This is a genomic window from Peribacillus frigoritolerans (genome assembly GCF_004358755.1).
GTDB lineage: Bacteria > Bacillota > Bacilli > Bacillales > Bacillaceae > Bacillus_P.
In genome coordinates, this window is sequence record NZ_SMZY01000006.1 from 1 (window position 1) to 19,478 (window position 19,478).

Annotated in this window: 16 protein-coding genes and 4 pseudogenes; 11 read left to right on the forward strand and 9 right to left on the reverse strand. The window is 35.3% G+C overall.

Going from position 1 to position 19,478, the window contains the following annotated elements; translation table 11 throughout:
• Both E2R53_RS20375 and E2R53_RS20380 read right to left on the reverse strand, forming a co-directional pair.
• Nucleotides 1-207, reverse strand: a 207-nt coding sequence (locus tag E2R53_RS20375; protein WP_133313574.1) for a hypothetical protein, incomplete at its 3' end; no start/stop codon positions are given.
• Nucleotides 208-1,679: 1,472 nt separating this feature from the next.
• Nucleotides 1,680-1,910, reverse strand: a pseudogene (locus tag E2R53_RS20380) (alkaline phosphatase); the annotation flags it as partial.
• Between the two features lie 1,377 nt (nucleotides 1,911-3,287).
• Here E2R53_RS20380 and E2R53_RS20385 point away from each other — a divergent pair.
• From E2R53_RS20385 to E2R53_RS20395, 3 genes are all read left to right on the forward strand, one after another.
• The gene (locus E2R53_RS20385; protein WP_165971055.1) at nucleotides 3,288-4,082 is read left to right on the forward strand and encodes a ParA family protein; all 795 of its coding nucleotides are present in this window, start codon (nucleotides 3,288-3,290) and stop codon (nucleotides 4,080-4,082) included.
• A complete protein-coding gene (locus E2R53_RS20390) occupies nucleotides 4,054-4,503 on the forward strand; it encodes a ribbon-helix-helix domain-containing protein (RefSeq protein WP_133313577.1) in 450 nt (149 codons plus the stop codon). The genes E2R53_RS20385 and E2R53_RS20390 overlap by 29 nt, the downstream gene beginning before the upstream one ends.
• Nucleotides 4,504-5,122: 619 nt before the next feature.
• On the forward strand, nucleotides 5,123-5,578 hold the full coding sequence (locus tag E2R53_RS20395; RefSeq protein ID WP_133313578.1) for an SgcJ/EcaC family oxidoreductase: 456 nt from the start codon (nucleotides 5,123-5,125) through the stop codon (nucleotides 5,576-5,578).
• Between the two features lie 196 nt (nucleotides 5,579-5,774).
• Here the strand turns inward: E2R53_RS20395 and E2R53_RS23400 are convergent, their stop codons facing one another.
• Nucleotides 5,775-5,942 carry a hypothetical protein gene (locus E2R53_RS23400; protein ID WP_165971056.1) on the reverse strand — a complete coding sequence of 56 codons (168 nt, stop codon included), beginning with the start codon at nucleotides 5,940-5,942 and terminating at the stop codon, nucleotides 5,775-5,777.
• Between the two features lie 727 nt (nucleotides 5,943-6,669).
• On the opposite strand from E2R53_RS23400, the gene E2R53_RS20400 reads away from it, so the two are divergent.
• On the forward strand, nucleotides 6,670-6,963 hold the full coding sequence (locus tag E2R53_RS20400) for a ribbon-helix-helix domain-containing protein (RefSeq protein ID WP_070874609.1): 294 nt from the start codon (nucleotides 6,670-6,672) through the stop codon (nucleotides 6,961-6,963).
• A 22-nt stretch (nucleotides 6,964-6,985) separates the two neighbouring features.
• Here E2R53_RS20400 and E2R53_RS23405 read toward each other — a convergent pair whose 3' ends face one another.
• Nucleotides 6,986-7,141 (reverse strand): hypothetical protein, encoded by a 156-nt coding sequence (locus E2R53_RS23405; RefSeq protein ID WP_165971057.1) that lies wholly within the window; start codon nucleotides 7,139-7,141, stop codon nucleotides 6,986-6,988.
• A gap of 952 nt (nucleotides 7,142-8,093) precedes the next feature.
• On the opposite strand from E2R53_RS23405, the pseudogene E2R53_RS23680 reads away from it, so the two are divergent.
• From E2R53_RS23680 to E2R53_RS20430, 5 genes and pseudogenes are all read left to right on the forward strand, one after another.
• Nucleotides 8,094-8,267: pseudogene (locus tag E2R53_RS23680) on the forward strand (aspartate racemase); the annotation flags it as partial.
• Nucleotides 8,268-8,521: 254 nt separating this feature from the next.
• The gene (locus E2R53_RS20415) at nucleotides 8,522-9,460 is read left to right on the forward strand and encodes a ring-cleaving dioxygenase (RefSeq protein WP_133313579.1); all 939 of its coding nucleotides are present in this window, start codon (nucleotides 8,522-8,524) and stop codon (nucleotides 9,458-9,460) included.
• 23 nt (nucleotides 9,461-9,483) lie between these two features.
• A complete protein-coding gene (locus E2R53_RS20420; RefSeq protein ID WP_133313580.1) occupies nucleotides 9,484-10,092 on the forward strand; it encodes a flavin reductase family protein in 609 nt (202 codons plus the stop codon).
• 26 nt (nucleotides 10,093-10,118) lie between these two features.
• Nucleotides 10,119-11,063, forward strand: coding sequence for a ring-cleaving dioxygenase (locus E2R53_RS20425; protein ID WP_133313581.1), 945 nt, complete (start codon nucleotides 10,119-10,121; stop codon nucleotides 11,061-11,063).
• Nucleotides 11,063-11,188: pseudogene (locus E2R53_RS20430) on the forward strand (carboxylesterase); the annotation flags it as partial. The gene E2R53_RS20425 and the pseudogene E2R53_RS20430, both read left to right, overlap by 1 nt.
• 76 nt (nucleotides 11,189-11,264) lie before the next feature.
• Here the strand turns inward: E2R53_RS20430 and E2R53_RS20435 are convergent.
• Nucleotides 11,265-12,101 (reverse strand): Rpn family recombination-promoting nuclease/putative transposase, encoded by an 837-nt coding sequence (locus E2R53_RS20435; protein WP_286166338.1) that lies wholly within the window; start codon nucleotides 12,099-12,101, stop codon nucleotides 11,265-11,267.
• Nucleotides 12,102-12,852: 751 nt separating this feature from the next.
• On the opposite strand from E2R53_RS20435, the gene E2R53_RS20440 reads away from it, so the two are divergent.
• Together E2R53_RS20440 and E2R53_RS20445 are read left to right on the forward strand one after the other, a co-directional pair.
• Nucleotides 12,853-13,230, forward strand: a complete 378-nt coding sequence (locus E2R53_RS20440) for a glycerate kinase (protein WP_133313582.1) — start codon at nucleotides 12,853-12,855, stop codon at nucleotides 13,228-13,230.
• 96 nt (nucleotides 13,231-13,326) lie between these two features.
• Nucleotides 13,327-13,446 (forward strand): annotated as a pseudogene (locus E2R53_RS20445) (mannose-6-phosphate isomerase); the annotation flags it as partial.
• A gap of 178 nt (nucleotides 13,447-13,624) precedes the next feature.
• Here the strand turns inward: E2R53_RS20445 and xerS are convergent.
• The 4 genes from xerS to E2R53_RS20465 form a co-directional block, all read right to left on the reverse strand.
• The gene (xerS, locus tag E2R53_RS20450) at nucleotides 13,625-14,740 is read right to left on the reverse strand and encodes a tyrosine recombinase XerS (RefSeq protein WP_133313583.1); all 1,116 of its coding nucleotides are present in this window, start codon (nucleotides 14,738-14,740) and stop codon (nucleotides 13,625-13,627) included.
• A gap of 1,324 nt (nucleotides 14,741-16,064) precedes the next feature.
• Nucleotides 16,065-16,769, reverse strand: a complete 705-nt coding sequence (locus tag E2R53_RS20455) for a lipoprotein BA_5634 family protein (RefSeq protein ID WP_133313584.1) — start codon at nucleotides 16,767-16,769, stop codon at nucleotides 16,065-16,067.
• A 32-nt stretch (nucleotides 16,770-16,801) separates the two neighbouring features.
• Nucleotides 16,802-18,733 (reverse strand): ABC transporter permease, encoded by a 1,932-nt coding sequence (locus E2R53_RS20460; RefSeq protein ID WP_133313585.1) that lies wholly within the window; start codon nucleotides 18,731-18,733, stop codon nucleotides 16,802-16,804.
• Nucleotides 18,720-19,478, reverse strand: a complete 759-nt coding sequence (locus E2R53_RS20465; protein WP_133313586.1) for an ABC transporter ATP-binding protein — start codon at nucleotides 19,476-19,478, stop codon at nucleotides 18,720-18,722. Before E2R53_RS20465 ends, E2R53_RS20460 begins: the two co-directional genes overlap by 14 nt.

A 19,478-nucleotide genomic window follows, 5' to 3' on the forward strand; every position in this document is an offset into this window, starting at 1 on the left:
TTGTTTTTTTAACTCGACAATCACATTCGTGTACTTGTTTTTTTCAAAGGCCTGTATGACCTTCGGGTCCATCTTCCCTTCCATTGGGGTTGGATTCGATCCTCCGTTTTGAACCGCACCGCCTTTTTCAGGAAAGATGGTTCCTAATAAAAGAAAAATCATCAAAATAGCTACTAAATTCCGTTTTCTCCTTTTTAACCCTATCATTTGAATCCTCCTTGTATAAACGTTTTAAACACATCATTCAAAATTACTATAAATTATGAAAATACGAACCATTCACTTTCTTCTTTTTTTAGCCAACCAGCATTTTTTTATAATAGATAGTTATTTGTCTAGAAATATCTGTTTTAATAGAAAATAAACGGCTTCTTAGTTCAAATATTGCTGAATAAATCAATTCCTAATTTGTAAAACATCGCTGCATATACTAATATCTTTTATTCTCATAATCAACCTGTTCCTCCCCATTAACAAAATAGCATAAGGAAATTTTGAAGAGAGAAAGCCAGTATCTAAGATACTGTGAACTTCTCTCAATTTTTAATATGATTAATCCAATAATATTGCATGGTTTTACTTCAATTAGGATAAATCTCCTCCTTTTGAATTTATTAAATACTATTCATAATGGTATGAGTATTCCGAAATATTCACAATACAGGATTTCCGATTGAATCGATTGATTATTTAAATGGATAATAATGGATGTTCAGTCTATAGAAGAAAAAATCTTTTTACTTTGTTAGTGGGATTTAGATAAAACTTAAAACCTCCGTGTTCTCTACCATTAGGTAATAAATACACACAAAAAAAGTAGTCGAATTTATCGGCTACTTAGTATTACTGTTAACTTTGTTATAAATAACTTGAGGCACCTAAAAACCATCACTTTTGATACTTTGTAAGTTTATATATTCGTTCAAAAATAGATTATAAATGCTATCGTTCCTTTAAATCCAATCATTTACAATATCCCTATACAATTAACATAGCTATCCATTTAAGTGAGTTTTACTAAACAATCTGGCCCTTCGTATTATGGAATAATATGAAAGACATTTTTGAAGATTTTCACTGTTAATTTACACATTTAACTGGGAATCTGAAAATAGATACAATAAATAATACAATTCACTATATACATCAATGTATTTATTGAAATATATAACAACAACAAAATAAACATATATAATATTGTATATTATAATATAGAAAAACCAGTTTAAATCTATTGAAATGCATACCTTTCTGTACGGTGCTAATAGTAATAATTGGTTAGTGTTTCATCAAATACTTTAAACAATCTTAATATCTTGATTATAATTTACCACTTTTTCATTAAACATGTGACAATTAAATACTTGAGGGTATCAATATTCTAATAATTCTGCTGAACACTGAGAAATGATGGGTGTATTTAATTTTAGTGAATGAAGCTTTTGATAGTTTTGAAAGAAGACTTCTTTAGGACAGCCATCAAGTACTTTCCCTGCATATAAGACTAATACTCTGCTAGCTATTGAGCAATTACCTCCACGCATTCCCAAGAAGCCATGCAAAAAATGCTAAACTGACTTAAAGAAAAAGAAACATTAATAAAACTCTAATCGATTTACTGGTTAGAGTTTTATTTATTATTCTTATATGCAATAAATTAGGAACTTGAACTAGAAGCTTTTTGATTTATCTAATTGAGTGGCTACGGGTTTATAGGCTCGGTCTGCAAGTGACTGATCCACACCTGGGGAAGTCACTTCTGCCGGAAGGACGACAACAAATTTATCATTTGATTTATTCCCTGTTGCCAACGCCGATTCAGCAGAATAGGTGCGAACCCCTCCTGTTAAAATTTCATCCATGGCAAGGGATTCCCCTTTGTACCATCTCGTTAGAGTAATGGCACTTGAACATACCATTTAGTATGCTGATGTTTTCTCCAAACCGAATCTCTCAATAAATGTGATAGATTATATCACCATGGTAAATATGTCATAAATTTAAAAAGATTTAATTTGATGAGTAATTTAGGCTGAATGAACAATGATGTTAAAGTTAACATATGTATCAATATATACATTATTTTTATTAACGTTATTGATTTGTTTATAAACGATGTCACTTCTTGAAAATCTAATCAATTTGAAACCTTTTAATTGCCTATTAAACCCTGTAAGCAGAAGGAAAGGATAATAGGTAGGATAGATAACAAATAGGTAGCGATGCTTGGAGACTACGGAAGCTTATTAAGAGTGGAAATGTTTCTAATGAAGGAAGATGTAAATTCACCATAGGAAATGGAATATATTGAACATCTAGACCACGGTCAAATGAAGAAGGAATAGTTGACTTGGATAATATTTTTATTAGGGAACCTATATAGTTAACTTATCATCTAATCAGATACGACTTTTAATTACGAAGTCAATTTCAATTAATTATATTAATTTCTATCTTTCTCCCCTCTTTATAAGTACCTTAAATCAAATTCAGAATCCCACCCCTCATATTGGAAAATCACTTATGTATCCACTCCCCTTTGTAATGTCTAGAAAATAAACTAACAAAATAATAAAATATATAACAACATATATATCAATGTCAATAACAATAATAACTATAAATTTTATGTATAAGTTATTATTGTTATTTCTTATTAACGTTAATTACTGTCTTAACTTTAATTTTAATAATATTTCTGATTTATATATTATATTTAGTGTTAATAACGTTGTTATAATATATGTTAAATATGTCGGTAATAATATTGTTATTTTATATATTGAAATTAATAGTAGTTTTGAAATTGTTAATATTGTTAATTTTTTATTAGTTATATATAAAATAATATAATGATATTTAGTTAATATTCTCAATAATAAAAGCAACAATATTATAAAATACGTTATTATCATTATTATTTATATTAAAGATAATAATAACTTATCATTTGAAATTAATTTTATCACTGTTTATAACATATACAACAACATATACAGTAATTTTATAATGAAAATATATTTTAATGTTAATGACATATTTAACTACATTTTCAAAGATATAATTAATACCAATAATAATTCTAATTATAATAAACAATTATAAGTAAAATATTCAAAGATCAATTTAAACTGATGTATTTAAGAAGTTGAAAATACGTATGAAAAGCATTGAATTCAGCAAAGAAATATGTGATAATTTATAAAATAACATATACAATAACATATGTTTTAATATGACATTATCAAATAACTTATTGGATTGAAAAAGAAAAAGAGGTGTTCATTTTGGCAGCAAAAATAGTAACATTTGGTATTAGCAAAGGTGGCTGTTCAAAGTCTACCAGCAGTGGAATTACATCCTATCTATTAAGTAAGGAAGAAAAGGTTTTAGCAATTGATATGGACGGACAAGGGAATCTGACAAGCTTCTTAACTGGCGAATATGATATTTGCAATGTTTTCGAAGAGAAAACGATTTTAGAAGCTATTTTAGCAGAGGACGCACGTTCATATATCATAAAAATCCAAGATAACTTAGACTTAATTCCATCTAACGATTTCCTGGCAACATTGCCAAGAAGAATGTTTGAAAAAGGATTAAAATTAGATGCCTTGCAAAAAGCACTTCAGCCCGTGATGGAGGATTATGATTGGATCATAATCGACACACCTCCAGCGTTATCTGAACAGACAGTCATGCCATTAAGTACATATTCAGAAGCCGGAAGCTATGCTGTTGTCATGTTTGATGGATCAATGTTTGCATACTATGCCATCCCTAAATTCTTAGAGATTATTGAAGGTGCAAAAGAACGATATAATCCAGCATTAAAAACTGCCGGTGTCCTATTCTCTCTAATAGATGCTAGAGCGAAAGAAAATGAAGTAATGGAAGAAGCCATTCAAGAAGATTACCCTGGACTAATGTTTAATTCAATCATTAGGAGAAAAGCATCTACGAGAAGATTAGCCATTTCAGGTTTTGATGGTAATTCAGAATTAAAAAATGCATTAGAATACTACATACCATTTGTTAAGGAGCTGAAAGACCGTGTCAACCAAAAACAGCCTCAAAGATAAAATTAAAAAACCAAATGCTACTCAAGCTTTTTTCAATTCATATGATACTGATAAAACAACGCCAGATGAATCAGATAACAAAGTTAATGACAATCTTAACAACAAAAACGTAAACACTAGCAGCGACAAGAATAATAACAACAAGAATAGTAATAATAATGTTGACGTTGTTAATGATGAAAGTAATGATAGTATTAACATTAATGATAACGACGATGATGATTATCTTCGTAATTTAGTCTCTGGAAAAAAGGTAACGAAGAAAAAAGCTAAAAAGGTTTTCACCTCTTTTTATATGGATCCTGACCTAGCTGGTGAAGTTGATAAAATTGCATCTAGAGGAGAAAAGGGAGACAAATCAAAACTCATTAATGCAGCAATTAGAAAATTGTTAGAAGAATATGGCGTTATTCAAAAGTGATGTTTAGATATTCATAAGTAACAAATGATAAAAGTGCAATTTCCCTTTGGGGATTGCACTTTTTTGATGAAAATGGCTATTTATAATCATTGTCTATATTCTTATCATTTAGTCTGCAAACTTAATTTCTAACTGATTGTTTACTTTATTAAAATTATATTTTTTATTTCACTCAAGATCATAAGCTGTTCTTTTTACACTTTTAAATGTTCCCATCCATCATGTTTATAATACTTCATGTTTAGCTGTTCATACTGTTATTAACAATAAGATATATATTAACAACATCATAGACAAACTTAACAAAATTGTTTTTATAATTAAAATATAATCAATTTTATTATTAACAACACCATATATGTTATAAATAACATTAACAATAATATATTATTATATTTCACAGTATATATTTTAGAAGTAATGCATTATTTATATCCAGTTAAAATTTAAACTGTTTTAAATATAAGCTCTGTTAAAGGACAATGTTGATTTCTTGTTATACTAAAGGAACAGTTTAGTTGAATAAGAAGGTAAACAAGGCCTAATATTGAAGAACAAAGATTTTATCTATATTAGAATGATTAGTAAATATGTTGGTATTTAAGGAGTAGTGAATAATATGGAGAGCAATTCTTTAAAAGATGTACAAGCAGTCTATAAACAACTATTAGATGCTTGGAATAATCGCAATGCTCGTGGAATGGCAGATTTATTTACTGAAGATGGGGAAAGCATTGGATTTGATGGAAGCCAATCAGTCGGCAGTGAGGAAATATTTTCGCACCTTAATCCAATTTTTGAGCACCATCAAACCGCTCGATTTGTTAGCAAAGTAAAAGATGTACATTTTCTAAGTTCTGACATAGTAATTTTACGAGCATTTGCTGGAATGTTACCGCCTCAATCAAACGACATTAACCCAAATGTAAACACGCATCACACTCTTATTGTTGTAAAAAAAGAAGGAAATTGGCGTATTCAATTATTCCAAAATACTCCTGCACAGTTTCACGGAAGACCTGAATTAGTGGAACAAATGACAGAAGAACTTAGAGCATTATTAAAGGAATTGTAAATAGGTTCATCAAGTATGGTTGTTTCGGCAGCCTTTTTTCTGTTTCCTTACTAAACTAACGGGGGCTTTAGTTTAACAAGGAGTAATCAAAAGGGTCATAATGACCCTTTTTGTTTTGCTCAAAAATCAACAATTAAATTTAACAGAGCCTAAATATAAAACCCCAGAGAACGGAATCTCTAGGGTTCACAAATTATTATATAGCCACCTTTTCCTGTAATTCAATCCAGGTTACTTGCTCAAACACAATTTCTTTCAAAGCAGCTTGGATTAACTGATCTATTTCTCTTTCAGATAACCCCACAAATTCCTCTTCGTCAAAAGAAATGACAAAGTCATTTGGCATCTCGACCATTATTCTCATAGGATCCCCTCATTTCAGGCATATTGGTAAAAGATATTCAAACTCCGTTAACGTTATGACTCATCCCTTCAAGTCTCATTCATTTAAATTGTCGAGAATGTTCGTTATTTTCTATGAATCTTTTTTACAAGGAGCTAGCTTGTAAGATAGTGTATTTGCTAGCTCCTCACTATCATATGAAACGAACATTGAAAATAACCTCCCTCCTCCCTTTCATGATGCAGCAGCATCTTTGATGCACTGAACCACTTTTGATATTCATGAAGTCTAAGAAAAACCCAGCCTATCTGAATATAGAAAAGAGGGGAGGGGGGCCTCTTAACGTAATTTAAAGTCCGCCAGAGTCGTTGATTTATAGAAAAAAAGATTTAACAAGCCTGTCCATGCTTCCTTCCTAACATCCAGGCAGACCAAAAACACGAACATTGACATTGTCCGTGGAAGAGATTTACTGTAAAAAATCAAATAACGTGTATCCAAATTTTTCTTTCTCACACCTTCACTTTTTCGACACGAGAGAAGATTGAAGTTTATTTACTGATTAAATGCAAATTTCTTCTAAGTATCGATACAGTCATTAACAAAATCAAAACTTGTTATTTACCAAAGACTTCATTACGTAGAAAACGATTCTTGTTAAATCTATAAGACCGGTTCTTTTCCGTGAAAAGTCTACATATCTTATAACATCACTGCACCACTCATTCACTTTTGGAGGTTGATATCAATGGCAAAAGTTAAAGTTCCAAATAAATCAAAAAGTGCAAAGACAAAAGGATTAGGCGGAAAACGGTGTTGCAGGTTTTCAATTTCAGTGAGCAATGATACTGAAAAAAAATTAGATGCCCTTGCAGTCAGTACCGGCTTTTCTCGCTCAGAGCTCGCAGACTACCTTCTGCAGGCATGTGTCAACTCACCTGACTTTGTCTATGCCCTGCAGGAAAGATACAATGTTCATGAAAAATACAAGGTTTATCCCACAATCATAAGTGTAGGAGGAAAACAGCAAGTCGTTTACTAAACCATCCATCCGGGTGGCTTCTTTATTTTGCTTTTCTTTTTGGAGGGATGGCGAACTTCAGTCCTTGCTGGATCCATTTTATTTCAGTATCATGGCAGCTTTTGCAAAGGCCATTGCGTTTATTGTATTGAGACCGGTCTCTGACTCTCAGGTTCTTTTCACATTTTCTGCATTCCATGATTCTCATTCCCCTTGATTCATAGTGTATGGTATCACTATTGACCAAAAGAGATTGATTTATACATAGGAATGAGGATTTATATTTTTAAATAGAAGTCGGATAGAGGACAAAAAAATCCTTCTGAAAGAAGGACTTGTGTAAATCATTTATTTAATAATTAGGGGGTATTAACAGTTTATCCTTTTTATCAAATTAATATACATATAGATTTAATAATTTTTAATGACTCATTACAACCATTTATAAGATATGTCTTAAAAAATATATTTATAAATTCAGCGTGTGCAACGTCAACATATATATTAATATATATGTTGACGTTGTTATTGTTTTTATTATTAATACTATTAACAACAATTTTCTTAATAAGAGCTAGTAGAGCAAATAGAAAAAGCATTCAGTTGGAAGGTTAAAGATTTTATTCCTCCTATTTTGTTTATATAAAACACTTTGGCAGGACTACTGCTTGTCGTCATGGTTCACTTCCTTACTTTGCAGGCCCTGCAGGTAATCGTCTAAGCGGTCGAATCTCGCGTTCCAGACGTGGCGGTAAGATTCCAACCAGGTATAAATCTCTTAGAACGGCTCGGCCCTCAGCTTGTAGAACCGTCGATTGGCGATTGCTCTACAGAATTATGTTCGATGGTACCGATGTAAGCTAGGTAGCATTAGAAACTCTTTAAATTTTGTTATTGATACTGAACAATCGACAATCGGGTACTTATCTGTAATAAGGAAAGTGCCCTTTTTAATGGAAAAAAGATGAGTTAATCACCTAATTTTGAAATAATTAGTATTAAACAATCAGGTCATTTTACGGAATAAGAGAAGGGGTTATATTTTAGTAAATCGAAGTTTATAAAAAGATGATATGACACTTATTTGAACAAGAAAACTTGCTTGATGCTAAACTAAAGGGAAGAATAAAAAAATATGGTGGGGATATAACATGAAGGTTATTGGTCTTATTGGTGGAATGAGTTGGGAATTATCTGTTGATTATTATTGGATTATTAACAAAGAAGTGAAAAGAAGATAGGGGGTTACATCCTGCAAGATGTATTTTATACGCATTGATTTTGAAGAAATTGAACGTTATCAGCCAGTAGGCGACTGGAAAAAGGTGCATGCACCAAACGGATTATGGGCACCAATGGATATGAATATAACCTAACATTTGTTGCAGTAGTGATAGAGGTAGCATTAATCAGACCTGGAAAATATACTTTAGATGCATTTTTATTCTAAAATATCTCGGATTAGAGATTCTAGAATTAAAGAAAAATCTAAATGAGTTTAATTAATAAAGTAGGAACAAAATAAGGTATCAAGTTCTTTGAAATAATCGGATTTTACATTATAAAGGAGTGTAAAAAAATGAGTAAGAAAACAATGGGCATTCACCATATCACAGCAATCGTAGGTCATCCACAAGAAAATGTAGATTTCTACGCAGGAGTTTTGGGTTTACGTTTAGTCAAGCAAACTGTTAATTTTGATGATCCAGGTACCTATCACCTTTATTTTGGTAATGAAGGCGGAAAACCAGGAACCATAATCACTTTCTTTCCATGGTCAGGTGAACAACAAGGCACCATTGGTGACGGTCAAGTAGGTGTCACTTCTTACGTTGTTCCTAAGGGATCTATGGAATTTTGGAATAAAAGACTAGAAAAATTCAACGTTCCTTATACAATAACGGAACGCTTTGGAGAGCAGTATTTGGAATTTGATGATCCACATGGTCTGCACTTGGAAATTGTTGAAAGAGCAGAAGGGGAAATCAATACATGGACTTTCGGTGAGGTAAAACCTGAGGTTGCTATTAAAGGATTTGGTGGAGCAACTCTTTTATCAACACATCCTAACAAGACGGCTGAATTGTTAGAACAAGTAATGGGACTTGAATTAGTCGGTAAAGAAGGAGATTTTGCTCGTTATCGTTCCACTGCTGATATTGGAAATATTATAGATCTTAAATTAAATCCAATTGGACGTGGACGGATGGGATCGGGTACAGTTCACCACATTGCATGGCGGGCGATTGATGACCAAGATCAATTGGATTGGCAAAAATACGTGGCATCCAAAGGGTATGGTGTCACTCCTGTAAAGGACAGAAATTACTTTAATGCTATTTATTTTAAAGAGCATGGGGAAATACTATTTGAAATTGCAACTGATCCTCCAGGGTTCGCCCATGATGAAACACATGAAACAATGGGTGAAAATTTGAAGCTACCTGAACAGTATGAATCTCATAGAGCACAAATTGAACGAGCATTGCTGCCGTTTGAAGTAAGAGAACTAGACTAAGTTTATGAAAGGGAATGATTTCTTTGCTTTCAATCGATCCAGCATCTTTGTCTGAAAGGGAAAATTATAAATTCCTTATAGGAAGCATCATACCTAGACCAATTGCCTTCGTTACAACAATTTCAAAAGACGGTGTTATTAATGGTGCACCATTTAGTTATTTTAATATCGTGTCATCCAATCCTCCGATGATATCATTATCTATTCAACGGTCTGCGGGGAAACAAAAGGATACAACGAGAAACATAATTGAGTCCAAGCAATTTGTAGTTCATATCATTGATGAACATAATGTTGAAAAAATAAATAAAACAGCGGCAAACCTACCTCCTGATCAAAGTGAGATTGAGTTGGCTAACTTAACTCCAGTGAAAAGTGTGAAAGTTTCAGTTCCTGGAGTGAAGGAAGCGAAAATCAGAATGGAATGTTCATTGGAGGTTTCCTTGGAATTAGGAGATTCGGACGCCACTGGGTGCGATTTTATTATAGGGAAAGTTGTTCAATTTCATATCGAAAGCGACATTTATGAAAATGGAAGAATCGATCCAAGGGGCTTAGCAGCAGTTAGTCGTTTGGCTGGCAATAATTACGCAAAAGTTGGTGAAATTTTCGAGATAGAAAGACCTAAATAATCTTATTTATGAAAGGGAGAGAAACATTGCAAAAAACAGCAGGTATACATCATATAACTGCCATGGTTAACGATGCTCAAAGGAATATCGACTTTTATGCTGGTGTACTTGGACTACGGCTTGTTAAAAAAACAATAAATTTCGACCGTCCTGAAGTGTACCATCTATATTTTGGGAATGAAACGGGGCTACCAGGTACGGTCATTACTTTTTTTCCTTGGGCTAAACAGTTAAAAGGGCGTATTGGGCAAGGTCAGGTTGCCGTGACTAGTTATGTTATACCGAAGGGTTCGGTTCCATTTTGGGAGAATAGGTTGCGAAAATTTGGAATTGAGTTTACTTCAACCATTCGCTTCGGTGAAAAATATTTAAAATTTAACGATCCAGATGGACTCCAACTTGAGCTGACGGAGCGAAATGAAGGACCAACGAATTCTTGGAACTTCGGTGGAGTTCACACAGAAAATGCGATTAAAGGATTTGGCGGTGCTGTTTTGTATTCTGCACAGCCACATAAGACAACGGATGTTCTAGAAAACATTTTAGGGTTAGATTGTATTGGTCAAGAAAATGAATTTCTAAGATTTAAATCTGAAGGAAATGTTGGAAACATTATTGATATTCACTTAAATCCTACAGTCCGAGGACTAATGGGGGCAGGAACGGTTCACCATATAGCATGGAGGGCCAAGGATAAAGAAGATCTTCTCAAATGGAATTCACTTCTGCAAGATAAAGGTTATTATCCAACTGAAATTCGTGATCGTAACTACTTTAAAGCAGTGTATTTTCATGAGGCAGGTGGTATTCTCTTCGAAATAGCTACCGACCCACCAGGCTTTTCGGTTGATGAACCTACCGATGAATTTGGAAAAAAACTCATGCTGCCAGCTTGGTTAGAGTCACAAAGAGAAGAATTAGAAGAAACCTTACCTCTTGTGAAGGTACGTGTTCTGGAAGGGGATGAATAATGAAACATATTTTTAATAAAGGACAAGATTCAACAAAACCAACTTTATTATTGCTTCATGGTACTGGTGGCAATGAATTAAACCTGTTGCCTCTTGCGGGAAGAATTGATGATGAAGCTTCGGTTAAGCATTCACCTTTGTAATTTCATTATATTTATTTCCTTATAACTAAAAAAGAGTACCAAAAGGCACTCAAGGTATTTAACGGACTTCTTTTTCTAAATCTTTCACTTTATTCAATGGTAAACCGGTATGATTTGCTACATCTTGAATAGACATACTAGGTATTTTAAGTAAGCTTTTAGCAATTTCTGCGGCTTTTGCATTCATACCATCGTTTTTAGCACCTTCAATTTGTGTTTTTTGATCAGCAATAAATTTCTCTCGAAGCTGATACATTCGAATGGTTTCCTCGTCAGCACTTAAACGGCGTAGTTTATCTTCTGCTTTTGCTACCAACTGATCCAAGATAAACACCTCCTCTAAATTTGGCTGCTTAACCGTATCTCCTCTTAGAAATAATAACCATCTATGAAGAGGATTATGCAAATCAACATCTGTTTCATTGAATTTTGGCATTTCAATAAAATGAATTTCAAGCAAATCAGTAAGAAGTTGTTTGGATTTATCCTCATAAATCTTATAGCTTGAGTGATAAGACTCAATGTCAGTCAGGTAATTAAATCCTAGTATATTGATTGTGATTGTTTTATTTAGATCAGAATATTTTTCCGCTGCTTTGAAGTTTTCCGTGAAAAGCTTTGACCAGTAAAAAAGGGTTCTTTCTTTCATATTGTATTCATTTGCTAATTGAACCTCTATGTTGATTTTTTCTCCGGTATAACATATAGCCTTAATATCAAGGATTCCCTGTTTATCATCTATTTTTTCTTTAGTTAGCTTTTCCTCTATTATATATAAATCTTCAACATCATTTTCTAAAACAGCATTTAAGAATCCAATCAGCAATTCTTTATCCTGATTTTCACCAAACAGCTTCTTAAAAATAATATCATTTAAGGGTTTTAGTCTTTTCATAATCAAACTCCTTCTATATTCATTATACAATGAAAACAGGTCTATTCAAAGTGGATGCTACTGACGTTAGAAGTCTTTCGAACAAAAAAATCCATATAATGAAGGATTTTATGTATATAATAATATATATGTTAACGTATATGTTAATAATAGTATCAATAACTGTTTTATTAATAATATTAATATATAGTTTAATTTATTTAATGACATACTACCCCACAGAATAAAAATAATTTTCTCGATAATGTTCTTTCACTTAAAGATATACCGGAGAGAATGGGTAGAATTCGCGAATCAATATCTTATAGCAGCAATTGGTTTTCCAGAAATAGAAGTGCCATTCTAACGTGTGTCTAATGAAATTGATTGTGGTACACCTACCCGTTGGTTTATTGATCAAAATGATAATATACACCCAAGTAGATATGCGTATTTTTAAACTTTAAAAGTAATTGTCCATCCTATAAAAAGGATTAATCTTTTGGTGGGATTTGGACTTCGTTCCCTCAACTTATTAAATAGCCTTTGGATAATTGATAAGCTTTAATAGGACCATGAAGTAGTAAAAAATGCAGACTTAATCTGATGTGACTTACATCTTTAAAAGTAAAATATCAAACTTATTAATAATAAACTTGATTTCAAATCAAACATCTGGATTTTACTATTACTTTTTTTGTAATAGAAGAATTGGTGAGAAACCATTAAAGCAGGAAACAATATGCGGAAGTGATAGAAAAAGACTTTAGGTATGACTGTTGACACATTGCCGGGTGCCGGGGCAGCAGGTAGCTTAGGTGCTGAAGTAGTTGCCTTTTTAAATGGGAAGCTGCAAAGTGGCATTGATTTAGTACTTGATGTAATTAAATTTGAAAATGTTTTACAAGGTGCAGATCTAATAATAACAGGTGAAGGCAGAATTGATTCGCAAACTGTTCACGGGAAAGCTCCGGTTGGTGTTCCAAAACGTGCTAAGTTGGCTGGTAGTGTTCCAGTCATAGCCATTTCTGGTAGTATAAGAGAAGGTTATGAGGCTGTGTTTGACCATGGTATTGACGCTGTTTTTAGTGTAGTGAATAGAGTAGTCACATTAGAAGATACCTTAAAAGACGGGGCGATTAATATTTAAACACAATTTCGGAATGAATGTTAGTTTATGTAGCGTGAACCAATTTTTTTGAAACCTGCATATAAAGATCGAATTTGAGGTGGGACAAAACTTAGAGAGGAATTCAGTTATGATATTCCTACGGACACAACAGGTGAGTGTTGGTGTATTTCAGCACATCCTAACGCTTCTTCTACAGTTGAGAGCGGACTGTATGCAGGTAAATCACTAGGATAGCTATGTTTTGGAGCATAAACAACGTGTTACTTAATCAAAAGAGTTATCCATATGGCTATGGATAACTCTTTTATATTATTAAATCATGCAGATTCTTCAATGAAAATGCAACTTCAAGAATGTTAGTACTAGAAGATGACCATGACAGTTTAAAGAATGAAATATTTTGATATGGTTTTTATTCAATTAATTTTTTCCTTCGCAACCCCATTGCTTCAGCAGCCATTTTTGCCTTTTCTTGTGAATTATGAACATATAGGACCGAAGTAGAAGTGGAAGTATGTCCTAGTTGGTCCATAACTAGAGTAATGTCATTGGTTTCGTCCATTAAGGTTGTTGCATATGTATGTCTTAGTTTATGAGGAGACATTCCTTTATCGTAGGATTTCGTATACTTACGAACTAGGTCTTGTATTGCACGAACTGAAAGGGGAGAACTCTTACCTTTGTATTTAGACAAGAATACATATTCAAATTCTTCATTTGATCCTCCATACCGTTCATTTCGAACCTGTAAATACTCCTTCAAATCATTCATAGCGTCAGGTATCACTTGAATACTATCCAATTTATTACCCTTTCTAATAATAGATATTCTATTCTTTTTAAAATTTAAGTCTCTCAATCTAATATCGGCAAGCTCATTAACCCTAATTCCACTAGCCAAAAAAAGAGAAAAGATTGCATAATCTCTTTCCTTATCTCTTAGAAAATAAGATCTTTGTCTATCCGATAGACATTTTTCATATTCATTCTTTAAATAATAGAGAAAAAAGATATCATCATTGTCTACAAAAATAGTATCTGTCAATTTTCTACTGCGTTCATTCAGAGTTTCTTTTGGCTTGCTTACACTTATTTTTTGCATGACATTACGATGAAAATAGGGTTCTCCGTCTTCAACGCGTTCCGTTTGGGTTGTTAAGTATTTAAAAAGAGATCTTAAGGCTGATTTTTTACGATTAACTGATGTCTTTTCACGTGTTTTTTTCTCATGTTTAGATACAACAATTTCTTCATTGGTAACTTTGTTAAAGTAAGCTCTAGCCGCATCAAGGGGTAAAGTAGCCAAATCTGATAGAGCAATGTTAGAGATTGTTTGTGAAGAAGAAAATCCCTCTGTAAGTAACCAATTAAAGAAATCCTCATAATCCAAAAGATAATTAAGCAGGGTGGAGGGGGACCTGTCATTTTCCTCCATTGCTAATACATATTCCTGGACATAATCTGGCATTAGCTTAAGAATGTCTTCATATTTTTGTTTATGAGTAATATGCTGCCTGGATGTAGCCATGAATACACCTCTTAAAAAATATTGTGTGTATAATACAATTTTTACACACATTTGTTTACATAATAGTTTTATTGTTTATTTACTTAGTAGAAAGGATAGTTTTGGTATATTCCATGAAGTTAATCCAAGTTTACTTCCTAGTAATTATGGATGGTAACGTTCCATTGGTTTTATTTTTTGGCCAATAAAAAATGGGATTCTATCTGCATTCGCTTGAAATGTAAAAGCAAAACGGCCCGGAAAACAGCTTTCTTTAAATTCACAAAATCTACAACTATATATATTTTTTCTAAAACTGTTGTACAAGGATGAAATCTCATATGGATTAATGTCGGAGCTTGGATCCAATGGAAATACCGCCATATATTGGATACCTGTATTATAGCAAACGTTTGTTTTGTTTTCTATAATAAAATCTTCGTAAAATTAGTATTATACACGAAGTTAACTTACTGCTAATCTCCCACCTCTATGCTGCTTTTATAACTCGGATGAGCATACCTAACACTGTCTGCTCCAAATTATTTTCCTATAAATAATATAATGAGATTTCTTTGATTTTTTTATGTCATATTACTTTTTCCATAATCAGAAAAGACCAAGAATTTTGGTCGTAAATAAATTAGTTTTGTTCTTTTAATTTTCTCAAATCACTAGGCGTAAGTCTATAAACTTTAATAATATCTTCATCAGACACTAACTCTTGATCCATGAGCACCTTTATTGCCTTTAAATAACCTTTTTTCAAACACTTTTTTGAAATCTTCACATATTCATTTTTTTCACTTGAAATGCTAATATGCTTCCTAATATTCTGAAACGGAATTGCTCATCATTGAGTTCTTTCAACAACTTACTAATTTGATTGACACGATCATAGATACTATCTTTATTATCATCTTGCCTAAATTATAAAAATCAAAAAAATAAAAGGAGAGAAGATATTAGTATGACTAATATCTTCTCTCCTTTTATTCAATTACTGTTACCTGAAGCAACTTAGATATTATTTCTCTAAGCTTCTATTCGTTTCTGATTACATCATTATTTATTAATAAACTCTATTATTTCTCTATCTTGTGACACCCAATCAAATAACCAGTTGATCTTTAATAACAACTTCATTACCATAGCCCCACAATGAAAAATAAGACGAAAAAATCCTTTACCATTAAATTAAAAGTTATCTTGTCTTTATTTTCGACACTATAACTAGCCGCATTCCATCTAATCTGTTCCGTTACTTCACTAATTGTTTTTTTAATTATGTTTAGTACAGCTCCTATTTAATTCTACTACCTAATCGAATTCTAAATTTTCTATACTACTTATCCTTCTTAACTTCCGTGAAGGATACCGGTCCCAAATACTGAACACGTTTTTCCATCTTTTTAGTTAGTCTGAGAAAATCTGTATTGTTCTGGACGGCTTCGGTGCCATTACCATTAATATCCGTAAGTTGACCATAAGCCTTCTTAAACCGTACGATCGTCATAGTTTTATCCCGAGCTGTCGTAATCTGCCCGAAAGTCTCATCATCTACGATAATAATAAATCTGTGCTCTGAAAAACGGATATAACCAAGCCAGCTGTTGGTTTCGTAGTGTACTGGGAACGTCTGCCCTCCGAAATCGACACTGGATAAGTCCTTGAACTTGCTGATAGCGGAGAGCGTTCCCTTTCCTTTCTCCATTTTCGGCAGCGTCGGCAGCGGATCGGAAACCGCAATGTCGTCCGTATTGCGCGCTTCTCTGAACAGCCCCAGGCTCACCATTTCTTCAGCAGTTGTCTGGTTCAGAATCAGTGTCCCCACTTCATATTCGCCTTGCTTAACTTTTGTCTCTTTAACGGTGTACGTATATACCATCTTGATCTCGTTCCTATGCTCCTGGACCACAGATCGAAGCTCCTGTTTCTCCCCCACCAGCAGTATACCGTTTCTCGGAGCATCCATTTTGTCGGACCTAGAACAAGCGCCGAGAAGCACAATGCTTATTAACGCGAACAATAGTATAATCCCTTTTTTCATAACTATTTTCTCCCCTTTCTTATAAATGGCAACTATTTCTCCAGCTGCCCATTCACCATATGATTCATATAACGCCAGCGGGCCACCAGAAAATACACGATCTGCACTAGTGTGAACGATATGAAAATGGCAGCTCCCCCCTTGAAGACGGAATACTCCACCAGCTGCTGCAGCGCGATAAATGCCACCGTACTATGAATGAGGGCCATTAGCAGCGGTACGAAAAACATAAATGACAGCTGGAGGGTGACAATCCTGCCCAGTTCTTTGCGGCTCAGGCCAACCTTGGCGATCATCTTATACTGAGCCCGGTCACGCTCCAGATCTGTATAGAGGCGCAGATAAAGAAAGCTTGCGGCAAAGGTGAAAAACACGATTCCCACCAGCACGCTGATGATCAAAATAAGGCCGTTCTGCTGCTTGGATTTGAACCATTCCAGAACGAGTGGCTCCGCAAAGGAAAATGGAGCGCCATTCTGCAACGGAATCGCTTCTTTCAGCTTTTTCGCGACCTCCTTTGTCTCCGGCCAATTGTCTACTAGAAAGACGAATGCCCGTACCTCTCCTCCCTCCCCGTCCTGAAGAGGAAGACGGTCATACAGTGCGTCGGTCATCACGATAGCGGCTCTTCCTAAATCGCTCGCCACCAAATGCGGCACGTTTTTTACGATTTGCAGCCTTTCATCCACTTCCCCAGCCAGCACATCGATCTCGGTAGGCAGGCCTTTTTTTTCTTCAAAATCTCTTTTCTGCACATAAGTTGTTGGGATGGCGATCGCCTGCTTATCACTGTCCAAGGTTTCAACGGGATAACCGAACGTCTTGAGTAGACTGTTGTAATCGCTCAGGCGAATCACGGTCAGGCCGTTCTCGGTATATTTAGTGGAATAGCTGCCGGCCCGGTAAGAGTAGCCAGCCTGGGTCAGCTCTGCCTCAATGAGGTTAAGGTGTTCTTCCTTCCGTTCGTCGCCAGGATTGGAATAGTAGCGAAATGCGAACGGGTTGGTCTGCTCCGTCAGGCCCGGATCACGAAGAACTGACGTGATCCCCATTCCCGTAAACGCGACTGCCGAGATGACCGCCACCATAAAAAACGTCGTCGCATTGTCTTTCATTCGGTACGCCATCTCGGACAGTGTGATAATATTCGTCTTTTTGAAAAAGAACCTGCGCTTCTCCTTCAAGGCCCCAATCCAATACACGCTGAGCTGGGAGAACAGAAAATAAGTGCCCGTAACCGATAAGGCGATAATCAGAAAAAGCACAGGAAATTCAAATTTGCGCTCGATGACAAAGTAAAAAGCAAGCCCGTAACCGGATGCTATTAGCAAGGCTGCCAGCACGGACAACCATTTGGACGCTCTCGGTTCCGGCTTCGGCTTGTCCTCCCCCTTCAACTGCTCCACCAGCTCTTTAGTTTTGACCAAGTGGGAAGAGAACCAGGAAATGAGCAGAAACAGCAACATAAATACAAGTGCGGTCAGAGCAATCGCTTTCAGCGGGAAATAGAAGTCTAGGCCCTTCTCAATGGCCAGCATGGTAGCGCTGAGCAACAGGATTAGCTTGGAGAACACAAGGCCGACCGCGATACCCGCGGCGATTGAGATAATCCCGATCACGATATTTTCCATAAAGACCATCCGGATTTGCTGTTTGGGAGAAAGCCCATGGATCATCAGAATGCCGATTTCCTTATTGCGCATCTTTAGAAACGAGCCGACCGAATAGAGCAGAAACAGAAACGAGAATACAAAAATGAGTATCTGAGAGATTGCTAATCCCTTCTTGCTCAAGGCGCTGATCGCTGGACTAGTTGAAGCCAGTTCCCCTTGAAGCTGAGGATGAAACAAGAGCAGGGCAAAGGTAAAGAAAATCATGACCGAAAACGCACTGCTCAAAAAATGGCCGATATACAAACGTTTGTTGCGAAAAACATTATGGAAGGCGATCCTACGAAAGGTCATACCGGTGTCCTCCCAACAGCGACAGCACATTGATAATATTCTGATAAAATACGGTTCTTTTGTCTCCTGCATGAATTTCGTTATAGAGCTTGCCGTCTTTAATGAAAATGACTCGATCACAATAGCTTGCCGCCTTGGCGTCATGGGTGACGAGCATCATGGTCGTGCCTTGTTTTTTGTTCAGTTCGGTCAGCAAATCCATAACATCCCGGGCTGCCTTGGAATCCAGGTTGCCCGTTGGTTCGTCGGCCAGAATCAGCGCCGGCCTGTGGATCAGCGCACGGCCGACCGCAGTCCGCTGTGCCTGTCCGCCCGAGATTTCGTAGGTGCGTTTGTTTAAGATGGCCTGAATTCCCAGCCTCTCCGCCATCTGTTCGACCCGCTCTCCAATTTCATCGGGATTAACACCGTCGAGGGCAAGAGGCAACGCCATGTTCTCCGCGACAGACAAGGTATTCAGGAGGTTAAAGAACTGAAAGACAAAGCCGAGCTTTCGGCGGCGGAACAGCGCCAGTTGCTCCGCATCCAGTAGATGCGGCTGCTCTCCTTCAATCCATACACTTCCCGTAGTTGGAGAATCAATGGTCGAGATGACGTTTAAGAGCGTCGTCTTTCCGCTGCCTGAAGGCCCCATCACCCCTACAATTTCTCCCTTACCTATCGTCAGATCAATATCCGTAAGAGCCTCGTGGCTTACTTTTCCCTTATAAATCTTGCTGAGCTCCTTCACATGAAGCACGTCCAT